We start from the raw sequence: 18,599 nt of genomic DNA on the forward strand, positions 1-18,599 counted from the left end.
GCCACGGAACCGGGCAGCCACGGACTACGGCTTGGCCTCGCTGGCAGGTGCTGCGGCTGCAGCCGGCGCCTGCGGGAGCTTCGCCGGGACCGCCGCCTTGGACTTCACCGCGGCTGTCGCCTGAGGCTTCGGCTTGGCCGGTGCCGGGACAGTTTTCTGCACAGCCGGCGCTGCGATAGCAGGCTTGGGCTTGGGCAGGGTTGCAACCGGCGCCTTGGCTACCTGCTTCACGGGCGCTGCAACTTTAGGCTTGGCCGGGGCCGGGGCCTTGGGCTTCACTGGCGGCTTGGCCTGCTTTTTGGCAGCCGGCACCGCGACCTCGGGCTTGGACTTTTCAGCCGGTACTTCCTTCGCGGCCGGCTTTTTCGCAGTTGTGGACTTGGCCGGTGGCAGGGCCTTGGCCACTGGCGGTTTCTTCTCCGGCTCTTGTGCTTGCAAGTCCACGGTCTTGGGTTGGGCTGCACCTATTTGGCGCTCGACACGAGCTGCAGGGTCGGTGGGTTCCTCGCTGGCTGGAGCATCCTTACCGCCTGGGCCCTGGTCCTCCCGGGGCTCGACGCCAGTTTCCTCGCTGGGTCCAGGCACTTGGGTTGGTTCAGAGGTTGGCGTGGAGTTGGTCGATTCCGTTGCCTCCGGAACGCTATCCGGAGCTGATGGCGACACGCTGGAAGGTAGTGCCGAAGGACTTGGCGAGGCGGTCGGCGCCGTCGACGGGCTCGGCTCAGCAACTGGTGCAGTGCTGGGCGTCGGCGCTGCGCTCGGCGCGCTCGGCTTGGCCGAAACGGGTGCTGGTGACGCTGATGGAGATGGCGTGGCCTTCGGGCTTCCGGTATTCAACTTTTGTGGTGGCTCGGGTGTCTCGCTCGGCTTAGGCGTCTTGCTCGGCTCTGGTGCCGGGTGCGCGGGACGCGGGGTCGGGCGGAGCTTGCCGGATTCCTTTTTCGGCTGGGCCTTCGGCTTGGCTGGCGCGGCTTGTTTCTTCTTGCTCGCCGCTGGCGGCTGGAGCGGATCCGCGTGGGAGTGCCTCGTGGTCTTCGGCGGCGCTGGATGCTCCGTTCGGGTCGATCCGTGATGCCTGGCCGCCCCGGCGTACTGCCCGCTTCTTCCTGTTGCCGGTTGATGGCGGATCGCGCTGCCGGCATCGACTGCAAATTGCGTCGAAGCGAACAATGCCTGGCGCTGCCCTCCGCCTGAAGGCAGGTAGTTGCGCGGATTATGCCATTGGCCATTGACGATGACCTCGAAGTGCACATGGCACCCCGTGGAGTTGCCGGTGGTCCCGGCCAGGGCGATGATCTGGCCTTGGACGACAAGCTCGCCCACTCTGACGAGCAAGAGCGAGTTGTGGCTGTATCCGGTCTGCACCTCATGCCCGTGGTCAATGGTGACGCGCTGGCCCGAATGCCCGGCCCAGCCCGCGACGACCACCCGGCCCGACTCGCTAGCGCGCACGGGCGAACCGCAGGAAATTGGATAGTCCTGGCCGATATGGATTTGGCGGCCGAACCCGGTCGGGTTGAACCTCCAACCGTACGGGCTGGAAATCCGGCGGGTGGCCACTGGATGCTCCAATAGCAGACCAGGGCTCAGCATTGCCGGACGGATGCCCTGGTCGGCAGCTAGCGGCGCGGGCTGTGCCAGCGCTCCAGGACTTGTCTTTGCTGTCATCGCCGCCCGATTGGCGGCCACGTGGGCCAGCGGGTCGGGCGCGGACCCTCCGGTCCTTCCGCCAAGTGAACTCAGTCCGAGGACTTGGATAGCGGATGTTCCGCCCAGATCCGGTGCGGTGACAGGCTCGCTCCCGAGCGCCGGCGCTGGCGCGGCGGGAAAGGCCAGTGTGCTCGATTGGGCTCTGGCTGGCACTGCACCGGCCGCCCCGGGCCAAGCAAATGCACTGCTTAAAGCGAAGGCCGCTGCAATGGCCAGCGCCCCATACGGAAGCCGCCGGCCATTCCCCAAAACGCCGCGCGGCACAGAGCTGCTTAAACCATGATGTTGTCGTTTCATAACTTGCCAGTCCCCCAAAAACTGCAACTACTCAACAGAACCTCAGAATAGCCCCGGCACGATGATTAATCCATGGCTAGTTGAAGCCTTCTTCAGCAGCGTGAGGATTCCATGCGCCGCCTCTTTCCCCTCTGCGCCATCGCGGCCACGCCACGCGCGTGGAAATCCAGTACCAGCTCGATGCGGTTTCGGCACCTGCGCGAGGCCCGAAGAGCCCTGGAATGCACCAAAGCACCATCCATCGCCAGGCCAGCCAGCACCCGCTGTAACCGAATTCGGGCTGAACTTTTCAAAGCCCCACATGGCACGTGGGCTGGCACGGGCTATGAAGAGGGCTTCGGCTCGCCGCAGCAGCAGAATGGCCGGCGGCCCCGCGCCCGGAATTTCCCGGCCGGGCAATGTCGCTGCCGGACTCAGCCCTACTCATGTGGTGATAATGCTTTTGGGACCGCGCCGCGGCGCAACCGGTCCCACAGCGCGACACGCAGCAAAGGAGCACCGGTGGAGATCAGCACCCTGTCCAGCAGGCTATCGCGGTGGGCGGTATTGTCCCGCGCCTGGCTGCAGGATTATCTCTATGCCGGTGCCTGGCAGCTGCGTTCGCTGCTGCCAAGTGCAGAGGCCGGGCGCCTGCGCTCCGGCAGCCATCCGGCAGCCGAACCGGTGGTGCTGATCCCGGGAATCTGGGAATCCTGGAAATTCCTGCTCCCGCTGGCCAACGCGCTGCACCAGGCCGGCCACCCGGTGCACGTGATCCCGCAGCTCGGCTTCAACCGCGGCACGGTGCCGGAGATGTCCCAGGTGGTCTCCAGCTACCTGGACCGGGAGCAGCTCGACGATGCGGTGCTGGTGGCGCACAGCAAGGGCGGACTGATCGGCAAGTACCTGATGTCCGCCTCGCCGCAGGGCTACCGGATCAATCGGATGATCGCCATTGGCACCCCCTTCTCCGGTTCGCGCTATGCGCGCTATGCGCCGGTCCGCTCCCTGCGTTCGCTGTCCCCCAACGACCAGGGTCTGCTCAAGCTCTCGGCCAACCTGAGCGTGAATTCCCGGATCATCTCCATCTACAGCAGCTTCGACCCGCACATCCCCGGTGGCTGCGACCTGGCCGGAGCCACCAATATCAAGCTGCCCACGTTGGGGCATTTCCGCTTGCTGGCCGATGCGCGCCTGCACGCCGCCGTGCTCAAGCACCTGGCACCTGGATTGCCTCCGGCCAGCTGAATTCCGGCAGGCAGCGCACCGCAATCCGTGCGTTCCGTGTGAATCGCCCGGTGCTGTTGAGCCCGCCGGGGCCCTGGCCTAGCGTGAGCGGACAAGGGCTGGATCCCCAGCCCGCAGCCCAGAAGCAGACAGGAGCAGCCAATGGACCCGCAGGAATCCTCCGCGTCGCAGCCCGACGCACAGCAGGATGAAGCCCAAGAGGCCAACCGCGAAGCCGCAGCCACCTCCAACCCCGACCCGGAGCAGCAGCTGATTACCGGACTGGAACCGGGCGGTTCGGTGCCGCCGGGCGAAACCCCGCCCGGCGAAGGCTCGATGAGCCAAGACCAGGGGCATGGCGAATAGCGGCCCGCAGCGTCCGATCAGCGAGGCGCGCATAGGACGCTGGCTTGAAGAACTGGCCGAATCGGACGGGAACCCGGGCGGCGGAGCCGCGGCGGCACTGATGCTCGGTGCTGCCGCCGCGCTGATGTCCATGTCCGCCGGCTACGTCTCGGCCTCCGGACCCGCCCACGCAGAGCTCGCCGGCCTGCAGGCCCGGGCCAAGCAGCTGCGGATCGACGCGCTGGGCCTGGCCGACCGGGATGCCAAGGCCTCCGCGGATTTCGGGGAAGCCTCCGCGCAACCGCCCTCGGAGCAGCGCGACCGCCAGCTCGCCGAGGCCTGCTTGCAGGCCGCGAAATCCTCGGCCGCACTCGGCGCGCTGGCCATGACCGCAGTGAATGACCTGCGCTGGCTTGACCAGCATGCGAAACCGCAATTGGTGGCCGATGTCGCCGCAGCACTGGGCATGGTCCGCGCAGTGCTGCAGGCCGCCAGCAGCAACCTGCGCTACGACCTGTCCCAGCTGCCCTTCGGCCCGGCGCACGCGCAGCACTCCGGATTATGGGATACCGCAGCATCGCTGGAGCGGGCGATGCAGACCGCCACGCAGCTGGCCGCACGCGTTGATGCACGCATCAAGCGCTGATCCGGCTGCCCGGGAGCACCCTCGATGACAAGGAATGATAGCCATGGCCCAGACACCGATCAATGCACTGATCCTGGTCTGCACCCTTTCCCCTTAGCCCAAAGCCTCCAGCAGCGATCTGCTGGCCCGGCAGGTGGCGGCGGAATTCACGGGGCACCAGGTCCACTCCGAGATCCTGCGCATTGCCGATTTCGACGTGAGGCCCGGAGTGCTCAAGGACATGGGAGGCGGCGACCAGTGGCCGGGGATCCGGCAGAAGCTGCTGGCCGCGGACATCCTGGGGCTGGCCACCCCCGATCTGGCTGGGCCACCCCTCGAGTCTGGCCCAGCGAGTGCTGGAGCGGCTGGATGCCGAGTTGTCCCAGACCGACGAGCAGGGCCGCCCGATCCTCTTCGGCAAGGTGGGCGTGGTGGCCGTGGTGGGCAATGAGGACGGCGCGCACCACGTGATTGCGGATCTGGGCCAGGGCCTGGCCGATGTCGGGTTCACCCTGCCGGCCCAGGGCTCCACCTATTGGGTGGGGCAGGCCATGCACACCATCGACTACCAGGATCTGGACCAGACCCCGCAGGTCACGGCCAACGCCACGCAGATCGCCACGCGCAACGCGGCGCATCTGGCGCGGCTGCTCAAAGCCCGGCCTTTCCCGGCCCGATAGCCGCCGGATGCTGGGTGCTGCCTGCGGATCAGCGTCCGGCCATTGGCCAGCGGCGGCCGGTGCCCTAGCGTTTCAGCCAGCAGAAGACTGCGACCCCAGGCGAGAACTAAGGACGGGCCCATGCCGCACAACACCATCGACCAGACGACCTTGCACCGGTACCTGAGCGAGCACCTGCTGGGTTCCGAATCGGGGCTGAACCACTTCAAGGCCGCCCACGGCACCTGGGCGGACACCGCCTATGCCCAGCGTTTCGAATCGCTGCACCAGCAGGTCAAAGCGGATCAGGATGACCTGAAACGGATCATGGACCGGCTGGGCTGCACCAAGCGGCCGATGGCCCGCCTGCTCGCTCCGGCGGCCAAGCTCGCCGGGCACGTCAACCCGTTCAATCCGCTGCGCATGCGCAAGCTGGCCGCCGCGCAGGTGCAGCTCGATGTGCTCACCGGGCTGCTCAATGCCAAGCTGCGCATGTGGCAGACGCTGCTGCTGATGCTGCCCCATGATCCGCGCCTGGACCAGGCGCTGCTGCAGGACCTGTCGCACCGCGCAGAGTCGCAGATCAGCCAGCTCAAGGCGCTCAGCGACGAAACCTGGCCCGAGCGCTTCGCCCCGCCAGTGAACGATGGACAGGGGGAACACCGCCCATGACCGGCAGGAAAGCGAACATTGTTGGCGCCGGCCCCAATGGGCTGGTCGCCGCGGCGGTTTTGGCCGAGCAGGGATTCGATGTCCAGGTCTTCGAGCGCAATGCCCGTCCCGGCGGTGCCGCGGCCTCCGGCAGCACGCTGGGCGAAGGCACCATTGTGGACCTGGGAGCTGCCGCCCACCCCTTCGCCTATGGCAGCCGCGCCTTCGCGCATTTCAATCTGGCCGGACATGGTTTGCAGTGGGATTTCCACGGCTATCCGCTGGCCCACCCGCTGGACGACGCCGAGTCGGTCTTCCTGCACCAGGACCTCGAAGCCACCATGGCGCAGTTCCCCGCAGACCGGAAGATCTGGCAGCTGCTGCATGGCCCGCTGGTGCGCCATCCGCAGGAGATCCTGGACAACGCCACCAGCCCGCTGCTGGGCATCCCGCCGCATCCGGTGCTCATGGCACGCTTCGGGCTGCGCGCGCTGCCGCCGGCGAAGCTGCTGGCTTCCGCCGCGTTCCGGACCCGGCAGGCCGCGGCGCTCTTCGCCGGATCCAGCGCGCATTCCATGCTGCCGCTCTCCCACCCGTTCACCTCGGGATTCGGCGCGCTCTTCGGGGCCTTGGGCCAATCCTGGGGCTGGCCGGTGGCGCACGGCGGCACCGGCAGCATCATCGACGCGCTGCTGCGGGTGCTCGACGCGCTGGGGGTGCAGATCCACACCGGGCACCAGATCACTGACCTCGCGCAACTTCCCGACGCGGACCTCACCTTCCTGGATGCCACGCCCCGCCAGGTAGTGCAGCTCGCCGGCGACCAGCTCCCGGCACGACTGCGCCGGCGGTTCGAGCGCTGGCGCTATGGCACCGCGGCCTACAAGGTGGACTACCTGCTCGATGGACCGATCCCCTGGAAGGATGCGCGCACCGCGCAGGCCGGCACCGTGCATGTGATCGGCGATGCCGCCGAGCTGGCCCGGGCCGAGCGCCAGGTCGCCGCCGGGTCAATGCCCGAACGCCCGTTCGTGATGGTGGTCCAGCCTTCGAGCGCCGATGCCTCGCGCGCCCCGGCCGGCCGCCAGGTCATCTGGTCCTACGCCCACGTGCCCCAAGGCTATGACGGGGATGCCGGGGCGCTCATCGATGCGCAGATCCAGCGGTTCGCGCCGGACTTCAAGGACCGGATCGTGCAGCGGGTAGTCACCGGCCCGGCGCAGCTGCAGGCCTGGAATCCGAATCTGGTCGGCGGGGATATCGGCGGCGGATCACTGGCCGGCACCCAGCAGTTCTTCCGCCCCTCGCCCTCGCTGAATCCCTATTCGCTGGGCGTGCCGGGACTGTACCTGTGCTCCTCCTCCACCCCTCCGGGCGGCGGGGTGCATGGCATGGCCGGCTGGCATGCGGCGCACCGGGCGCTGCGTGATCTTGGGCGGCACTGAGCCTCGCAACCACGGTAGCTGAATAGGGATACTGACTAGTAGAGAATAAAGTCTGGGAATTTCCTCAGAATCGCGGCCTGTTCGCAACAACTTGGTGGGCCAATGATAATTTCTTATCGAGTCCCCACCGCTGGCCGCAGGGTCCACAGCGTATTTCAAGGGCCACGCTGCCCAGTCCGGAGGGACGGATAACTGCATTGTTGAAGTGAGAAGTATCGTCTAGAAGTGGAGGGTAGTTCACATGCCAGGAAGGCTAGTCAGGTCCCAGACCGCGTTGCGCGTAGCAGAGCTGCTGGGATCACGCGAGGGAAGAAGGCATCTGAGCAGCTATGGCTGGACCCAAGGAATGCCAGTGGTCATGACACAGCCTTTGGAAGCGCTCGATGATGTGATGGGCCTGGTCTCGGTGCACAAGCGGCCGGTGCTGGTCGCGATGGTTGAACCGCAGAGCGAGGAACTGAAGTTCTTGCACATTTCCGAGCCTTCTCCAGTCTTGGAAGTGGTTCAGGCCAGCGCGCCGCGCAGCAAGATCAAGGATCTGTTCGGCCAGGCCGAGCACAGCGGAATGGCTGCATTCCGTGTGAAGTACTGGCAATACACTGCGCTCGCCCACGCGGTTCCACCTTTCGACGCCAGCATGCTGGGACACAGGTACGCCACGCAGGAGTCCGGCAGCAGCGTGTAACAGCAAGCACCGCCGCAACGGGCACAGCCCCCAGGGAAACCGCGCATCCGCGCAGATTCCCCGGGGGCCGTTCCTATGCCAGGGACCGGGACCGCTTACTTGGGCGCTACCGGGCGTGGAGCATCCGGTGATCCAGCGCGGCAAGATAGTCTGCGAAGCCCTCGCGCAACCGCCCGCGCAAGCGCCCCGAGGTGATCGCCTGCAGCCGGGCCGTGGCCTGAACCCGGTAGCCGGCGCGGCGCAGCGCTTCGACCAAGGCCACATCCTCCCGGGCCGCCAAGGGCTCGAAGCCTCCAACATCCAGGTAGGCAGCAGCGCACACTCCGAAGTTCGCGCCGTGGATGTGGCCATGCCCCTCAATCGGCTGGTAGGCCTGCTCCCATAAGGCGAAGATGTGCTCATCGAGTTCGCCGCGGTCCGGTTCCACGGTTCCGGCCACCGCATCGGCCCCGCTGGCGTGCAGGGTGGCAAAGCCCTCCAGCCAATGCTCGGCGACGCAGGTATCCGCGTCGGTGCTGGCCAGCCAGATGGCGCTCGGGTCCGCGTCCGCGCCGAAGCTGGCCAGGGCGTGGCGCGCCCCGGCAGCCCGGCTGGCTCCGACATTGCCGAAGCTGGCCTGCAGCAAGCTGATCCGCTGATCTGAGCTGATCTGCCGCTGGGCAACCTGTACCGTGCGGTCGGTGCAGCTGTCGGCAACCACGATGGCCCGGACCTGCAGCTGCGGGCGGGCACGCGCCAACCGGTCCATGGCCGCGCGCACCGAATCCAGGCAGCGGCCCAGGCGTTCTTCCTCGTCATGGGCCGGGATGATGACCGCCATGGCCGCCAGCTGCCTACCCATGGGCACCAGCGGGCTTGCGCAGTATTTCAAGCAGGAAATCGGCCTCGCGATGCTCCACGATGCGCTCCCACCCCAGGTCTCCCGCCATCCGGTGCACGTCCTCCCCGTCCAGCGGCCAGCCTTCAATGGGATGCAGCCAATGGCAGAGCACCAGCTCTCCGCCGGCTTCCAGTGCGGCGGCACTGGCGGCGAGCACCTGCTCCAATTCGTCGGCGGCCAGGAAATAGCAGATCTCGCTGAGCACTACCAGCTGCACGCTTCCCGGCTCCAGCTGAGGAAATTGCCGGGGCACCGTGGCCTGCAGCAAGCTGACATGCTCCATTCCGGCCACGGCACGCCGGGCCTGGGCTAGCGCGGTAGCGCTGGCATCCACCGCCAGCAGGCTGGTGCTGCGGCGGGCCAGTTCGGCGCTCTGCACCCCGATGGAGCATCCCAGCTCCAGAACCGCCGCATACTGTTCCCGGGGCAGGGAGGCGAGCAGGATCTGCTGCTTGCGCTGCTCGTAGCGGCTGCTGCGGTATTCCCACGGATCTTCGCGTTGCCCGTAGAGCTCCTCGAAGACCACCGGAGCCGACGCGGCGTCCTTGTGGCCAGGCCAGGTGGCGCGGAAGATCTCGGCGCCGTGGGAAAAATGCTGCAGGAAGCCTTCGCTAAGGAGGACTTCGTCTCCTGGCAGGGCGGACAGCGGCCTGGTTTGGGAACGGTGGGCCTCCAGGGCGCGGGCCTTGGCCTGGGCGCTGGAAGCATCCAGGGCCAGCCGGCGCCAATGCCTGAAGCTGGGCTGCCGGCCCGGTTGCGCCCAATGCCAGAACCAGATGGGGAATTCCAGATGGCAGGCATTGTGCGCCAGGGCCCAGTCCGCGGCGAGCAGGCCCAGGATTTCGTGGTCCGGGTGCCCGTCGCCGCGGTAGGTGCTGGCGATCAGGCAGCGCTCGCCGGCGTGCTGCTCAAGAGCTGCGCGGATCGGCTCCTGCTGCGCTTCGAGTTTCCCGTCACCCAGGCCCAAGCAGTGCAGATGCAGCGTTCCGCTGCGCGGTCCCTGAGCGCGCAGCGTGTCCATGGCCTCGGCCAGTTCGGCCTGGCGCAGCGCGGCCAACTGGGCGGCGGAGTGTGTTGTGGAGTCCGGGTGCGAGGCTTCCCCGAAGCTGCAGACGATCACGTGGACATCGATCCCCCGGCCAAGCGCCATGCGGATCAGCCCTCCGGCTCCCAGCGTCTCGTCATCCGGGTGGGCGGCCAGAACAATCACCGATGCGATTGCGTGGAAGAGCTTCTCCGGATCCAGTGCGGCGATCCGCTCTAGCCCAGCCTGCTGCCAGCAGCTTGCAGATGTTCCCTGGTCCTGATGCGTGAAGTTCACCATGCGCTGCCGCCTTCTGTGCCGGCGCGGTCCGCGATCAACTGGCCCAGCGCCGCGTCGTCGCGGGCCGCGTGGTGCTGGCGCAGATAGATGCCCAGGTCTGCTGCGCGCCGCGCATGCTCCTCATCGGCGGTCAGCGGGCCCGGGCCGGTGGCTTGGCCGCTGAGCTGCAACACCCGCTCGCACGCCCCGGCCACCTGGCCGCGGACCCGATGTGCCGAAATGGCATCCAGCGCTCCGGCATCGGCCAGCCCGGCGGCCTGTTCCAGCAGCGCGGCACAGCCGGCCAGCAAGCGGTCTGCTTCGCCGAGCCAGGCTAGGGCCAGCTGATCCGGGGTGCGCGCTTGGGCGCTTCGCAGCAGATGGCGGTAGATTCCCACCGCTGCCCCGAACCAGCAGGCGGCGACGCCAACGCCCCCGACAGCGAACCCGGGACGGGACAGGTACCAGCCGGCGTCCTGCACCGGTTGGGCCGGCACGCTGGTGAAGTTCACGCTGCCGCTGGGCAGCTGCGCCATGCCGCGGCTGACCCAGGCATCCGGTGCCGGTTCAACGCCCGGATGCCGCAAGGAAACCATGAACAGCCGGACACCCTCGGGCGTAGGGGCGGTGACCAGGGCATGGGTCAGCTGCGCGGCCAACGAGCACCAGGGCTTGACGCCATTCAGCTCCCATCCCCCGCCGGACTGGCGAACCGCTTCCAGGGTGGCGTTGGGCGGCTGCGCGGCGAAAACGCCCCATGCAGTGCCGGCCGGCCACGACATGCCCGACTGGCTCAGGATTCCCGCGGCATCCAAATGCGGTTCGAGCGTCCTGGCCGCAACCAGGTCGGTGGCGGCCACGGAGGCCAGCAGCTCCCACAGGCGCTGGGTCTGTCCGGCCGCTGGCACCGGAGGGTCCTCCCCCGAGCTTTCCAGCGTACGCAGCATCGCTTCCGGGTTGCCCTCGCAGCGCACGGCGGCCGCACGCACCGCTTCTTCGGCGCCCCACCATGACTCGCTGTTGCGGGGGCGGGATCCTGGTTCGGCTGCTCTAAACGACACCGGCCGCTGGTCCATCGGCTCTCCTTCTCTGCGCGGAACTTTTGGCCAGTCTAGGTCACGGCCCATTCGTGCCCGGCCCAGCTGAATGACTCCTGATAACCGCAAAGGACCACGCAACTCAGCGAGGCAGCTTATGGGATTTTCCGCCGCGACGGCGGCGCTTTGATGATCTGCAAAGTTGGCCGCAAGCAAACTTTCAGCTTCGGGACCCCGATTTGCAATCTGCCCTATAGTTCAAATTGTCAGTAACCAGATCCACACAGGAGGTAAGAATCATGGGAATTGGAGACAAGATCCAGAACAAGGCCCAGGAAGCATCTGGCAAGGCCAAGGAGGCCTACGGCGATGCCACTGATAATGAGCGCCTGCAAGCCGAAGGCGTGAAGGACCAGGCCGCCGCCAAGGCAAAGCAAGCAGGAGAACACGTCAAGGACGCCGCCAAGGATGTCAAGGACGACCTGTCCTAAACCGCACCACCAGCTATGCCCCATGGATGCGTATCCATGGGGCATAGCTCTGCGCCAGGCAATGGGCACAGCAATACGGCCGCTGCTCCAGGAATTCGGGGCAGCGGCCGTTGCCGGCTTTCGGCGCCCTAGAGTTCGACGCTATTCGAGTCCCCGGGTTCGGCAGGTTTTCCGGTGAGCTTCTGCTTGACCCAGCCGGCCACCAGGCTCGCCGCCCCGCCGGGATTCTCCCAGTATTCGGCGGAGTCGGCATCGATGCGCAGCAGCACCGTCTGCGCAGATTCCGGGCCTTCGCTGGCGAAGGTCTCCACCGCGGCGTTCCACAGTTCCTTCTTCTTGGCGACATCGAGCACCACCTCGGCGTGGCCGCTGACCGACACCCACGCCTTGGATCCGCTGAACGCGGCATTGACCAGCCCCTGGGCCCGGATTTCCTGGACAATCCCGGCGTCGGCGGTGGAGAAGAACCAGAGTTCTCCTTCGTCGGTGGCTTCAATCAGCGTCAGGGGGCGGCTGGCCAGCCGTCCAGCGCTGTGGGTTGTGACCATGGCGATCCGCAGGTCCTGGATGATGCTGATGACTTTGCTTGCCTCGTCGTTGGCCATGATGAGCTCCTTTGTCTTGGAATGATCTGGTCGTTTCACACGCTACCGAGGTGCTGGCCCGCGCCAAGGGGCGCCCAGGCGATTGCCAGCTTCGGCTCCTGCTCAGCTTTCCGGGTTCCGCCTGGATTCCGGATCCGCTTGCTCTTCGGCGTCCAGCTCGCTGGCGAAACGCAGCTGCCGCCCGTCGCTGATGTCCTGCTCTTCTTTTTCCTCCTGCTTCATGCTGGCCTTGGTATCCCGCGGCGGAAGCTGGACCGAGCGCTCGGCGGCAATCCCCGCCTGCAGCTGGCGCCCGCGCTCGGCTTCCGCGTCGAAGACCGCGCCGAACAGCAGCGACAGGTTGGCGATCCACAGCCACAGCAGCAGCACGATGACCCCGCCGATGGCGCCGTAGGTCTTGTTGTAGTTGCCGAAGTTCGAAACGTAGAAGAAGAAGCCGACGGTCGCCACCGCCAGCACGAGCAGCGCGATGGCCGAGCCGAGGCTGATCCAGCGGAACTTCGGTTGCTTCACATTGGGAGCCCCATAGTAGAGCACTGCTACCAGCACAATCGCGCACAGCACGATCACCGGCCATTTGGCGATGTTCCAGATCGCCACCGCGCCCTCGCCCAGCCCCATGGCGTTGCCCAGCGCCTGGGCCAGCGGACCGGAGACGATCAGCAGCATCCCCAGCACGGACACGGCCACAAGAAGCACCAGTGTCAGCAGCAGCATCAGCGGGCGCAGCTTGTAGAACGGGCGGCCTTCGGCCACCTCGTAGATCTGGTTCATGGCCCGTCCGAACGCCCCGACGTACCCCGAGGCACTCCATAGCGCACCGACCAGACCGGCAATCAGGGCCAGGCCTGCCGACGGGGCCGAGGCCAGCTGCTCGATGGGCTGGCGCAGGGTTTCGACCACTTCCTTGCTGGCCAGTTCCTGGATCAGCGAGAGGATGTTGCGGGTCATGTTCTCCGCCTGGCCGGCAACTCCGAGCAGGGAGACTACCGCCAGCAGGGCCGGGAAGATGGAGAGCATCGCGAAATAGGTCAGCGAGGCCGCCATATCCGTGCATTTCTTCCGGGAGAATTCCCTGATGGAGCGCTTGGCCGCGTATTTCCATGACCTGGAGTGCATATCCGGCGGGGAATCGGGTTTGGATTCGGCATCGGGTCCAGGAGCGTGCCGGGCTTTGGCAGCGGTTTCGGCCGCGTTCCCGGCATGGCTTTCGGTTCCTGAAGGCATTTTGCACCTCTTTTCATCAGCGATCTGTGCCAGTTGATTGCCGCCGGCCCTGCTGCTGGGCCAGGCTGGCGCGGCAGGCGCATCGAGTCATGCACCTGCCGCGCCACCTGCTAGGCCAGCTGGGCCGCGCTGCTACTCGGCGACCGGGAAACGCTCCCACGCGCGGTGGGTGGACAGCAGCTGCTCGGCGCTTTCGGCCACCGCCGACAGCTCCACCAGTGCGATGCCCGGCGCGTCATTCTCCAGGCCCACCGCTTGCAGCAGGCCATCGGAGAGCCCGTCCAGGGTGATGATGGCCTTGTTGTGCCGGTAGGCCTCCGCGACCAGCAACGCCACGCGCGGGTCGATGGGGACCCCGCCTGCCCCCAGGGCGCCGGCCTTGGCATCCAGCGCAACCGCGGCGTCCGGTGCCGGAGGCAGCGGGCCGATGAGCACCAGCGCATCGAATTCAATGGAGCGCGCCGTCAGGTAGGTGCGGTCAATGGGCAGGTCCGGGGCCACCTCGCCGCCGGAGGCCGAAACGAGCAGCGGGGACATGCCCCGTTCGGCCAGCGCCTGGGCTATTGCCGGCACATGCTGGTGGTTTCCGCTGTTGAACACCACCCCGACCTTGCGCCCGTCCACCGGCCAGGATTTCCCGATCTGGGACAGCGCGGGGCTGGCCACCGGATCATCCAGCTGCACTGCGGCCGGCGCCGGCAGGCCCAGTGCCTGGGCGACCCCGGCGGCCAGCTGCGTATCGATCTTCGCCAGGCATTCCACCTGCCGCTGGCGGATCGCCGTGTCGGTGCACTTGCCCAGCTCAAAGGAGTAGGCCTGCTGCACATGGGCGCGCTCCACGGCCGAGAGGCTGATGTAGAACAGGCGGGCCTGGCTGTAGTGGTCCGAGAAGCTGGCCGGCTCGGAACGCACCTTCTTCCCGGAGGCCACAGGCTGCGGGAAGTCCAGCGGAGGCTGCTGGCCGGAAAGAACCTCCGACATGTAGGGGCAGCCGCCATCCAGCGAGTTCGGCTTGTACGGCGCGATGCCCTTGGGCACCCGGTGCTGGTGGAAGCCGTCGCGGAACATGTCGTTGACCGGCGAGTCCGGCGAGTTGATCGGGATCTGCGCGAAGTTCGGCCCGCCCAAGCGGGTCAGCTGGGTGTCCAGGTAGGAGAAGAGCCGCGCCTGCAGCAGCGGGTCGTCGCTGATATCGATGCCCGGAACCAGATGCCCGGGGTGGAAGGCGACCTGCTCGGTCTGCGCGAAGTAGTTCTCCGGGTTGCGGTCCAGCACCATCTTGCCCAGCGGCTGGACCGGGGCCAGCTCTTCTGGGACGAATTTCGTCGGATCCAGCAGGTCGATGCCTTCGAAGACCGCCGAGCCGTCGTCGGGGAAGATCTGCACGCCCAGTTCCCATTCGGGGTAGGCGCCGGCGTCAATGGCTTCAGCCAGATCGCGGCGGTGGAAGTCCGGATCCGCGCCGGCGGCCAGCTGGGACTCTTCCCAGGCCAGCGAGTGCACGCCGAGCTTGGGCTTCCAATGGAACTTCACCAGTGACGCTTTGCCCGCCTCGTTGACCATGCGGAAGGTGTGCACGCCGAAGCCTTCCATCATGCGCAGCGAGCGGGGTATCGCACGGTCGCTCATCTGCCACATCACGTGGGCCTGGGCAGGGGTATGCAGGGAGACGAAATCCCAGAAGGTATCGTGGGCCGATTGCGCCTGCGGGATCTCGGTATCCGGGTGCGGCTTCGCGGCATGGACCAGATCCGGGAACTTGATGCCGTCCTGGATGAAGAACACCGGGATGTTGTTGCCCACCAGGTCGAAAATGCCCTCTTCGGTATAGAACTTCGTGGCAAAGCCGCGGGTATCGCGGGCCGTGTCCATCGAGCCGCGGGAACCGACCACGGTGGAGAACCGCACGAAGACCCGGGTCTGCTTTCCGGGCTTGAGGAAATCGGCCCGGCACAGCTCGGAGGCGTTGCCGTAGCTGATGAAGGAGCCATGGGCGCCAGCCCCGCGGGCATGGACCACGCGCTCCGGAATCCGCTCGTGGTCGAAATGCATGATCTTCTCGCGCAGGTGGTGATCCTGCAGCAACGTGGGCCCGCGCTCTCCGGCTTTCAGCGAGTGGTCGGTATCGCTGACGGGAGCTCCCTGGTTGGTGGTCAGGAATTCGCTGTCCTGGCCGGGGCCGGACAAGACCGGTTCCCCTCCCGGGCTTGCTTGCTGTTGTGGTTCGCTGGCCATGGCACTCTCCTAGCTGCTTGGGAATAATCGGCTGGTGAATGCCACGCTAGGGGCCGGTGCACCGCTGATGCCAGCGCACTAGGCGATTCCCATGATTTACACATGTGCCCGCCACCGGGCGTGAACACGCCAGGACCGCCGGTGGCTGCATGGCCCACCGGCGGTCCTGGTAGGACGTTTCAGAAACGCCCTGCCCCTCGTGCTTGTGTTGCGTTATTTTCCAGATTCCGCTCCTTACTTGGAAACCAGCTGGTATCCATTTTCGTTGTGCTCCGCCTCGTCGATCCCGGCAATTTCGATATCTGCCGCGACACGCCATGGGCTGAACTTTCCGATGACCGTGGCGATGACCCAGGTCATCACCGCGGAGAAGACCATGACCACAATCAGGGTGGCTGCCTGGGCGATCAGCTGGGCGACGCCTCCGCCGTAGAACAGTCCGCCAGCGCTCTCCTCGGTTGGCAGGGCGAAGAAGCCCAGGAACAGGGTTCCGATCAAGCCGGCGACCAGGTGCACGCCGACAACATCCAGCGAGTCGTCGTAGCCCAGCTTCCATTTCAGGTTCACTGCCCAGGCTGCCCCGGCGCCAGCCAGGACGCCCAGCAGCATCGCGGCCCACGGGGCGACGTCTGCGCAGGAAGGAGTGATGGCGACCAGGCCGGCCACCAGGCCGGAGGCGACACCCAGCGAGCTGGGGCGGGAACCGCGAAGCTTCTCTACCAGGATCCAGCCAAGGACGGCCGCACCCGGAGCTGCCAGGGTGTTGACCCAGATGAGTCCAGCCTGCTCGACGGTGGTCGCCGCACCTGCATTGAAACCGAACCAGCCGAACCACAGCAGGCCGGCACCGAGCATGACCAGCGGGGTGTTGTGCGGCTGCGGACGGTCGTGGAAGTTGTGGCGCTGGCCCAGCTTCAGGGCCAGGACCAGGGCTGCGATACCTGCGTTGGTGTGGACCACTGCGCCGCCGGCGAAGTCAATGGCTTCGCCGAAGATGCTGCCCAGGAATCCGTCTGCGGAGAGCAAGCCTCCACCCCAGACCCAGAAGGCCACCGGTGCGTACACCAGGGTGACCCACAGCGGGACGAAGAACAGCCATGGCGCAAAGCGGGCACGGTCGGCGATGGCTCCGGAGATGATGGCTACCGAGATCATGGCGAAGGTACCGGCGAATCCGGCGGCGAGCAGCTCTGACTGCTCGGTGTTGTGCATGGCGAAGTCGCTGATTGGATTGCCGACGATTCCGGCGATGGCTGGTTCCCCGGCGGAGAACGAGTAGCCCCAGAGCACCCAGACGACGGCGGTGATCGCCGCGGCGGAGAAACTCATCAGCATCATGTTCACCACGCCGGTGGCGCGAGTCATGCCGCCGTAGAAAAGTCCCAGTGCCGGTGTCATCAGCAATACGAGTGCGGCAGCTATCAGGATCCATAAGCTGGCTACATCCAACTCCATCTGGATCACTTCCCCTCAAGGTATTCGGTGTATCGGTGGTGTTATGACTATCTAACGCGCCCGATGTTTCCGAACACTCGCTGCTTCGTTTCCGCTGTGTATCAAGTTCCTGCCGGGGGTAACGTTTGCTTCTCGGCAATGTTTCGCCGCCGTTTCGAACAGTTCACGGTACTGCTGGCCGACGGTCAAAAGAACAGCCCGGCATCAGCAGAAAGTGCTTTCTGCTGATGCCGGGCTGGCAAGGCGGACTCCGGCAGCGGCTACAGCCGCTTGATCTTCACGACCTGGAACTTCGGCACCGTAGTGGATCCGCCGATGGTCGTGTCGTAGCTCAGGGATCCGGTCACCGTGGCGGTGATTTGGACAATGTCCTCGGCCACGATGTCATCCAGCGCATCACAGTGCGCCAAGCCATCACCGGCAGTGAACATCGAATTGTGCTCGTAGTCGTATTTGCCCACCTGCGCGTGGCTCAGCTCGGCACGGAAGGTGCAGGGACCGGTCGCGGAGTCGAACTGGGTGACCAGGCCGTAGAGAATCACATTCTCATCGATGTGCGAGTCCGGTTGCTTCACGATTTGCGCCAGAGCGCGCTTGGTGACTTTCTTGGCCTTGTTGGCCATGGCTTTTTCCGCCGCGGCCGCAGCTTCCCTGTCTTCCTTTTCCTTCGCCTTGCGTGCCTTCTGGGCTTCTGCGGCCGCTGGGCGTTCTTCCTCGGCTGCGCGAAGCTCTGCTGCTTCTTCCTCGGCCAGGGCCAATTGCGTTTCGGTTTCTGCCAGCTGGGCTTGCAGTGCGTCCTTTTCAGCAGCTATGGCTGCGCTCGAGGCTTGCGCAGCCTCGAACTCTTCTGCCGATACCCCGCAGGCAGCCAGCGATAGCATTCCGGCCAGTGCAGTTGCAGTTACTGAGAACCTTTCCATGCTCATTCCCCATTTCACGAGTGCGAGTTGCTTGAACCCCCAAGTTTCAAGTACCCATGATCCTTACAGGGGCGGGGGACAATTTAGCTGGAGCAGGCACACTGGAAGCATGGACCGATCTTTCTTCTTGCCCGATGCCCTGGACGTTGCGCCCCGGTTGCTCGGGGCCACGCTCACCGTGGATTCCATTGACGGACCGGTCAGCGTGCGCATCACCGAAACCGAAGCGTACATGGGCCTGGGAACCGCAGGGCCCTATGACCCGGGCAGCCACTCGAAGGACAGGAAAACCGAACGCAACGCGTCCATGTTCCTGGAACCCGGGCACGCGTACGTGTACTTCACCTATGGAATGCACTACGCCCTGAATTTCGTCTGCTCACCGCCAGGAGCTGCGTCCGGGGTGCTGATACGTTCTGGCGAAATTATTTCCGGCACCGATCTGGCCCACGCACGAAGACTGGAGAAGCGGCCCATCCGCTACGCCCGCAGCCCCATCCCGGAAATCCATCTGGCCCGTGGACCGGGGAACTTGGCCACAGCATTGGGACTCACGAGATTGGAACATGACGGGCTGGATCTGTTCGCTGCCCCCTTTACCCTCCATGCTGCCCCTGGTCTCCCGGAGGCTTTGCGCACTGGACCCCGCGTTGGCGTCGCGGGAATAGCCGGCGGTCCGCAGTTCCCCTGGCGATTCTGGCTGCCCGATGAGCCAAGCGTTTCCGCTTTTCGCCCGGGCCGCGATGCTCCCGGGGCAGTCACTGGCATCAGGAAACGAAAATAGGCTCTGGCTTCAACGCCATTAATGCGTTGAAGCCAGAGC

General features: G+C 65.9%; 17 protein-coding genes and 1 pseudogene. 9 read left to right on the forward strand and 9 right to left on the reverse strand.

What is annotated here, in order from left to right:
* Window positions 1-24: 24 nt before the first annotated feature.
* A complete protein-coding gene (locus ACIOU9_RS05835; protein WP_402696257.1) occupies window positions 25-1,668 on the reverse strand; it encodes a peptidoglycan DD-metalloendopeptidase family protein in 1,644 nt (547 codons plus the stop codon).
* Window positions 1,669-2,508: 840 nt separating this feature from the next.
* Between ACIOU9_RS05835 and ACIOU9_RS05840 the strand changes: the two genes are divergently transcribed.
* From ACIOU9_RS05840 to ACIOU9_RS05870, 7 genes and pseudogenes are all read left to right on the forward strand, one after another.
* Entirely contained in the window at window positions 2,509-3,234 is a 726-nt protein-coding gene (locus tag ACIOU9_RS05840) for an alpha/beta hydrolase (protein ID WP_402696258.1), read from the forward strand.
* Between the two features lie 141 nt (window positions 3,235-3,375).
* Entirely contained in the window at window positions 3,376-3,579 is a 204-nt protein-coding gene (locus ACIOU9_RS05845; protein ID WP_402696260.1) for a DUF6480 family protein, read from the forward strand.
* Window positions 3,569-4,204, forward strand: a complete 636-nt coding sequence (locus ACIOU9_RS05850; RefSeq protein WP_105657708.1) for a cyclodeaminase/cyclohydrolase family protein — start codon at window positions 3,569-3,571, stop codon at window positions 4,202-4,204. Before ACIOU9_RS05845 ends, ACIOU9_RS05850 begins: the two co-directional genes overlap by 11 nt.
* Before the next feature lie 118 nt (window positions 4,205-4,322).
* A pseudogene (locus ACIOU9_RS05855) lies at window positions 4,323-4,863 on the forward strand (flavodoxin family protein).
* 120 nt (window positions 4,864-4,983) lie between these two features.
* Window positions 4,984-5,514, forward strand: coding sequence for a hypothetical protein (locus ACIOU9_RS05860; RefSeq protein ID WP_105661190.1), 531 nt, complete (start codon window positions 4,984-4,986; stop codon window positions 5,512-5,514).
* Window positions 5,511-6,938, forward strand: a complete 1,428-nt coding sequence (locus ACIOU9_RS05865; RefSeq protein ID WP_402696262.1) for a phytoene desaturase family protein — start codon at window positions 5,511-5,513, stop codon at window positions 6,936-6,938. The genes ACIOU9_RS05860 and ACIOU9_RS05865 overlap by 4 nt, the downstream gene beginning before the upstream one ends.
* Before the next feature lie 358 nt (window positions 6,939-7,296).
* Window positions 7,297-7,623: a hypothetical protein gene (locus tag ACIOU9_RS05870; RefSeq protein WP_402696263.1), complete on the forward strand. Its 327-nt coding sequence runs from the start codon at window positions 7,297-7,299 to the stop codon at window positions 7,621-7,623.
* Window positions 7,624-7,729: 106 nt separating this feature from the next.
* Here ACIOU9_RS05870 and ACIOU9_RS05875 read toward each other — a convergent pair whose 3' ends face one another.
* From ACIOU9_RS05875 to ACIOU9_RS05885, 3 genes are read right to left on the reverse strand one after another with little or no spacing between them, the layout of a single operon-like run.
* A complete protein-coding gene (locus ACIOU9_RS05875) occupies window positions 7,730-8,464 on the reverse strand; it encodes a glycosyltransferase family 2 protein (protein WP_105657704.1) in 735 nt (244 codons plus the stop codon).
* Entirely contained in the window at window positions 8,457-9,827 is a 1,371-nt protein-coding gene (locus ACIOU9_RS05880) for a PIG-L family deacetylase (RefSeq protein WP_402696265.1), read from the reverse strand. Before ACIOU9_RS05880 ends, ACIOU9_RS05875 begins: the two co-directional genes overlap by 8 nt.
* Entirely contained in the window at window positions 9,821-10,867 is a 1,047-nt protein-coding gene (locus ACIOU9_RS05885) for an acyl-CoA dehydrogenase family protein (RefSeq protein WP_402696267.1), read from the reverse strand. The genes ACIOU9_RS05880 and ACIOU9_RS05885 overlap by 7 nt, the downstream gene beginning before the upstream one ends.
* 275 nt (window positions 10,868-11,142) lie before the next feature.
* Between ACIOU9_RS05885 and ACIOU9_RS05890 the strand changes: the two genes are divergently transcribed.
* Window positions 11,143-11,334, forward strand: coding sequence for a CsbD family protein (locus ACIOU9_RS05890; protein ID WP_105657701.1), 192 nt, complete (start codon window positions 11,143-11,145; stop codon window positions 11,332-11,334).
* A 128-nt stretch (window positions 11,335-11,462) separates the two neighbouring features.
* Here ACIOU9_RS05890 and ACIOU9_RS05895 read toward each other — a convergent pair whose 3' ends face one another.
* The 5 genes from ACIOU9_RS05895 to ACIOU9_RS05915 form a co-directional block, all read right to left on the reverse strand.
* A complete protein-coding gene (locus ACIOU9_RS05895) occupies window positions 11,463-11,939 on the reverse strand; it encodes a pyridoxamine 5'-phosphate oxidase family protein (protein ID WP_332498903.1) in 477 nt (158 codons plus the stop codon).
* 102 nt (window positions 11,940-12,041) lie between these two features.
* Window positions 12,042-13,166 carry a YihY/virulence factor BrkB family protein gene (locus ACIOU9_RS05900; RefSeq protein ID WP_402696269.1) on the reverse strand — a complete coding sequence of 375 codons (1,125 nt, stop codon included), beginning with the start codon at window positions 13,164-13,166 and terminating at the stop codon, window positions 12,042-12,044.
* Between the two features lie 132 nt (window positions 13,167-13,298).
* On the reverse strand, window positions 13,299-15,401 hold the full coding sequence (locus ACIOU9_RS05905) for a catalase (protein ID WP_402696271.1): 2,103 nt from the start codon (window positions 15,399-15,401) through the stop codon (window positions 13,299-13,301).
* A gap of 234 nt (window positions 15,402-15,635) precedes the next feature.
* On the reverse strand, window positions 15,636-16,856 hold the full coding sequence (locus tag ACIOU9_RS05910) for an ammonium transporter (protein ID WP_105657853.1): 1,221 nt from the start codon (window positions 16,854-16,856) through the stop codon (window positions 15,636-15,638).
* Between the two features lie 260 nt (window positions 16,857-17,116).
* Window positions 17,117-17,776 carry a hypothetical protein gene (locus ACIOU9_RS05915; RefSeq protein WP_402696272.1) on the reverse strand — a complete coding sequence of 220 codons (660 nt, stop codon included), beginning with the start codon at window positions 17,774-17,776 and terminating at the stop codon, window positions 17,117-17,119.
* 109 nt (window positions 17,777-17,885) lie between these two features.
* Between ACIOU9_RS05915 and ACIOU9_RS05920 the strand changes: the two genes are divergently transcribed.
* Window positions 17,886-18,560, forward strand: a complete 675-nt coding sequence (locus ACIOU9_RS05920) for a DNA-3-methyladenine glycosylase (protein ID WP_402696274.1) — start codon at window positions 17,886-17,888, stop codon at window positions 18,558-18,560.
* Window positions 18,561-18,599 lie beyond the last annotated feature (39 nt).

Origin of the sequence: Glutamicibacter sp. NPDC087583 (assembly GCF_044743685.1) — a bacterium.
In the GTDB taxonomy this organism is placed as follows: Bacteria; Actinomycetota; Actinomycetes; order Actinomycetales; family Micrococcaceae; genus Glutamicibacter.

Bases quoted from the DNA above. Each gene is read 5' to 3' on its own strand.
- ACIOU9_RS05835 (WP_402696257.1), bottom strand. From the start codon at position 1,668: ATGACAGCAAAGACAAGTCCTGGAGCGCTGGCACAGCCCGCGCCGCTA.
- ACIOU9_RS05845 (WP_402696260.1), top strand. From the start codon at position 3,376: ATGGACCCGCAGGAATCCTCCGCGTCGCAGCCCGACGCACAGCAGGAT.
- ACIOU9_RS05850 (WP_105657708.1), top strand. From the start codon at position 3,569: ATGGCGAATAGCGGCCCGCAGCGTCCGATCAGCGAGGCGCGCATAGGA.
- ACIOU9_RS05860 (WP_105661190.1), top strand. From the start codon at position 4,984: ATGCCGCACAACACCATCGACCAGACGACCTTGCACCGGTACCTGAGC.
- ACIOU9_RS05865 (WP_402696262.1), top strand. From the start codon at position 5,511: ATGACCGGCAGGAAAGCGAACATTGTTGGCGCCGGCCCCAATGGGCTG.
- ACIOU9_RS05870 (WP_402696263.1), top strand. From the start codon at position 7,297: ATGACACAGCCTTTGGAAGCGCTCGATGATGTGATGGGCCTGGTCTCG.
- ACIOU9_RS05875 (WP_105657704.1), bottom strand. From the start codon at position 8,464: ATGGGTAGGCAGCTGGCGGCCATGGCGGTCATCATCCCGGCCCATGAC.
- ACIOU9_RS05880 (WP_402696265.1), bottom strand. From the start codon at position 9,827: ATGGTGAACTTCACGCATCAGGACCAGGGAACATCTGCAAGCTGCTGG.
- ACIOU9_RS05890 (WP_105657701.1), top strand. From the start codon at position 11,143: ATGGGAATTGGAGACAAGATCCAGAACAAGGCCCAGGAAGCATCTGGC.
- ACIOU9_RS05895 (WP_332498903.1), bottom strand. From the start codon at position 11,939: ATGGCCAACGACGAGGCAAGCAAAGTCATCAGCATCATCCAGGACCTG.
- ACIOU9_RS05900 (WP_402696269.1), bottom strand. From the start codon at position 13,166: ATGCCTTCAGGAACCGAAAGCCATGCCGGGAACGCGGCCGAAACCGCT.
- ACIOU9_RS05905 (WP_402696271.1), bottom strand. From the start codon at position 15,401: ATGGCCAGCGAACCACAACAGCAAGCAAGCCCGGGAGGGGAACCGGTC.
- ACIOU9_RS05910 (WP_105657853.1), bottom strand. From the start codon at position 16,856: ATGGAGTTGGATGTAGCCAGCTTATGGATCCTGATAGCTGCCGCACTC.
- ACIOU9_RS05915 (WP_402696272.1), bottom strand. From the start codon at position 17,776: ATGGAAAGGTTCTCAGTAACTGCAACTGCACTGGCCGGAATGCTATCG.
- ACIOU9_RS05920 (WP_402696274.1), top strand. From the start codon at position 17,886: ATGGACCGATCTTTCTTCTTGCCCGATGCCCTGGACGTTGCGCCCCGG.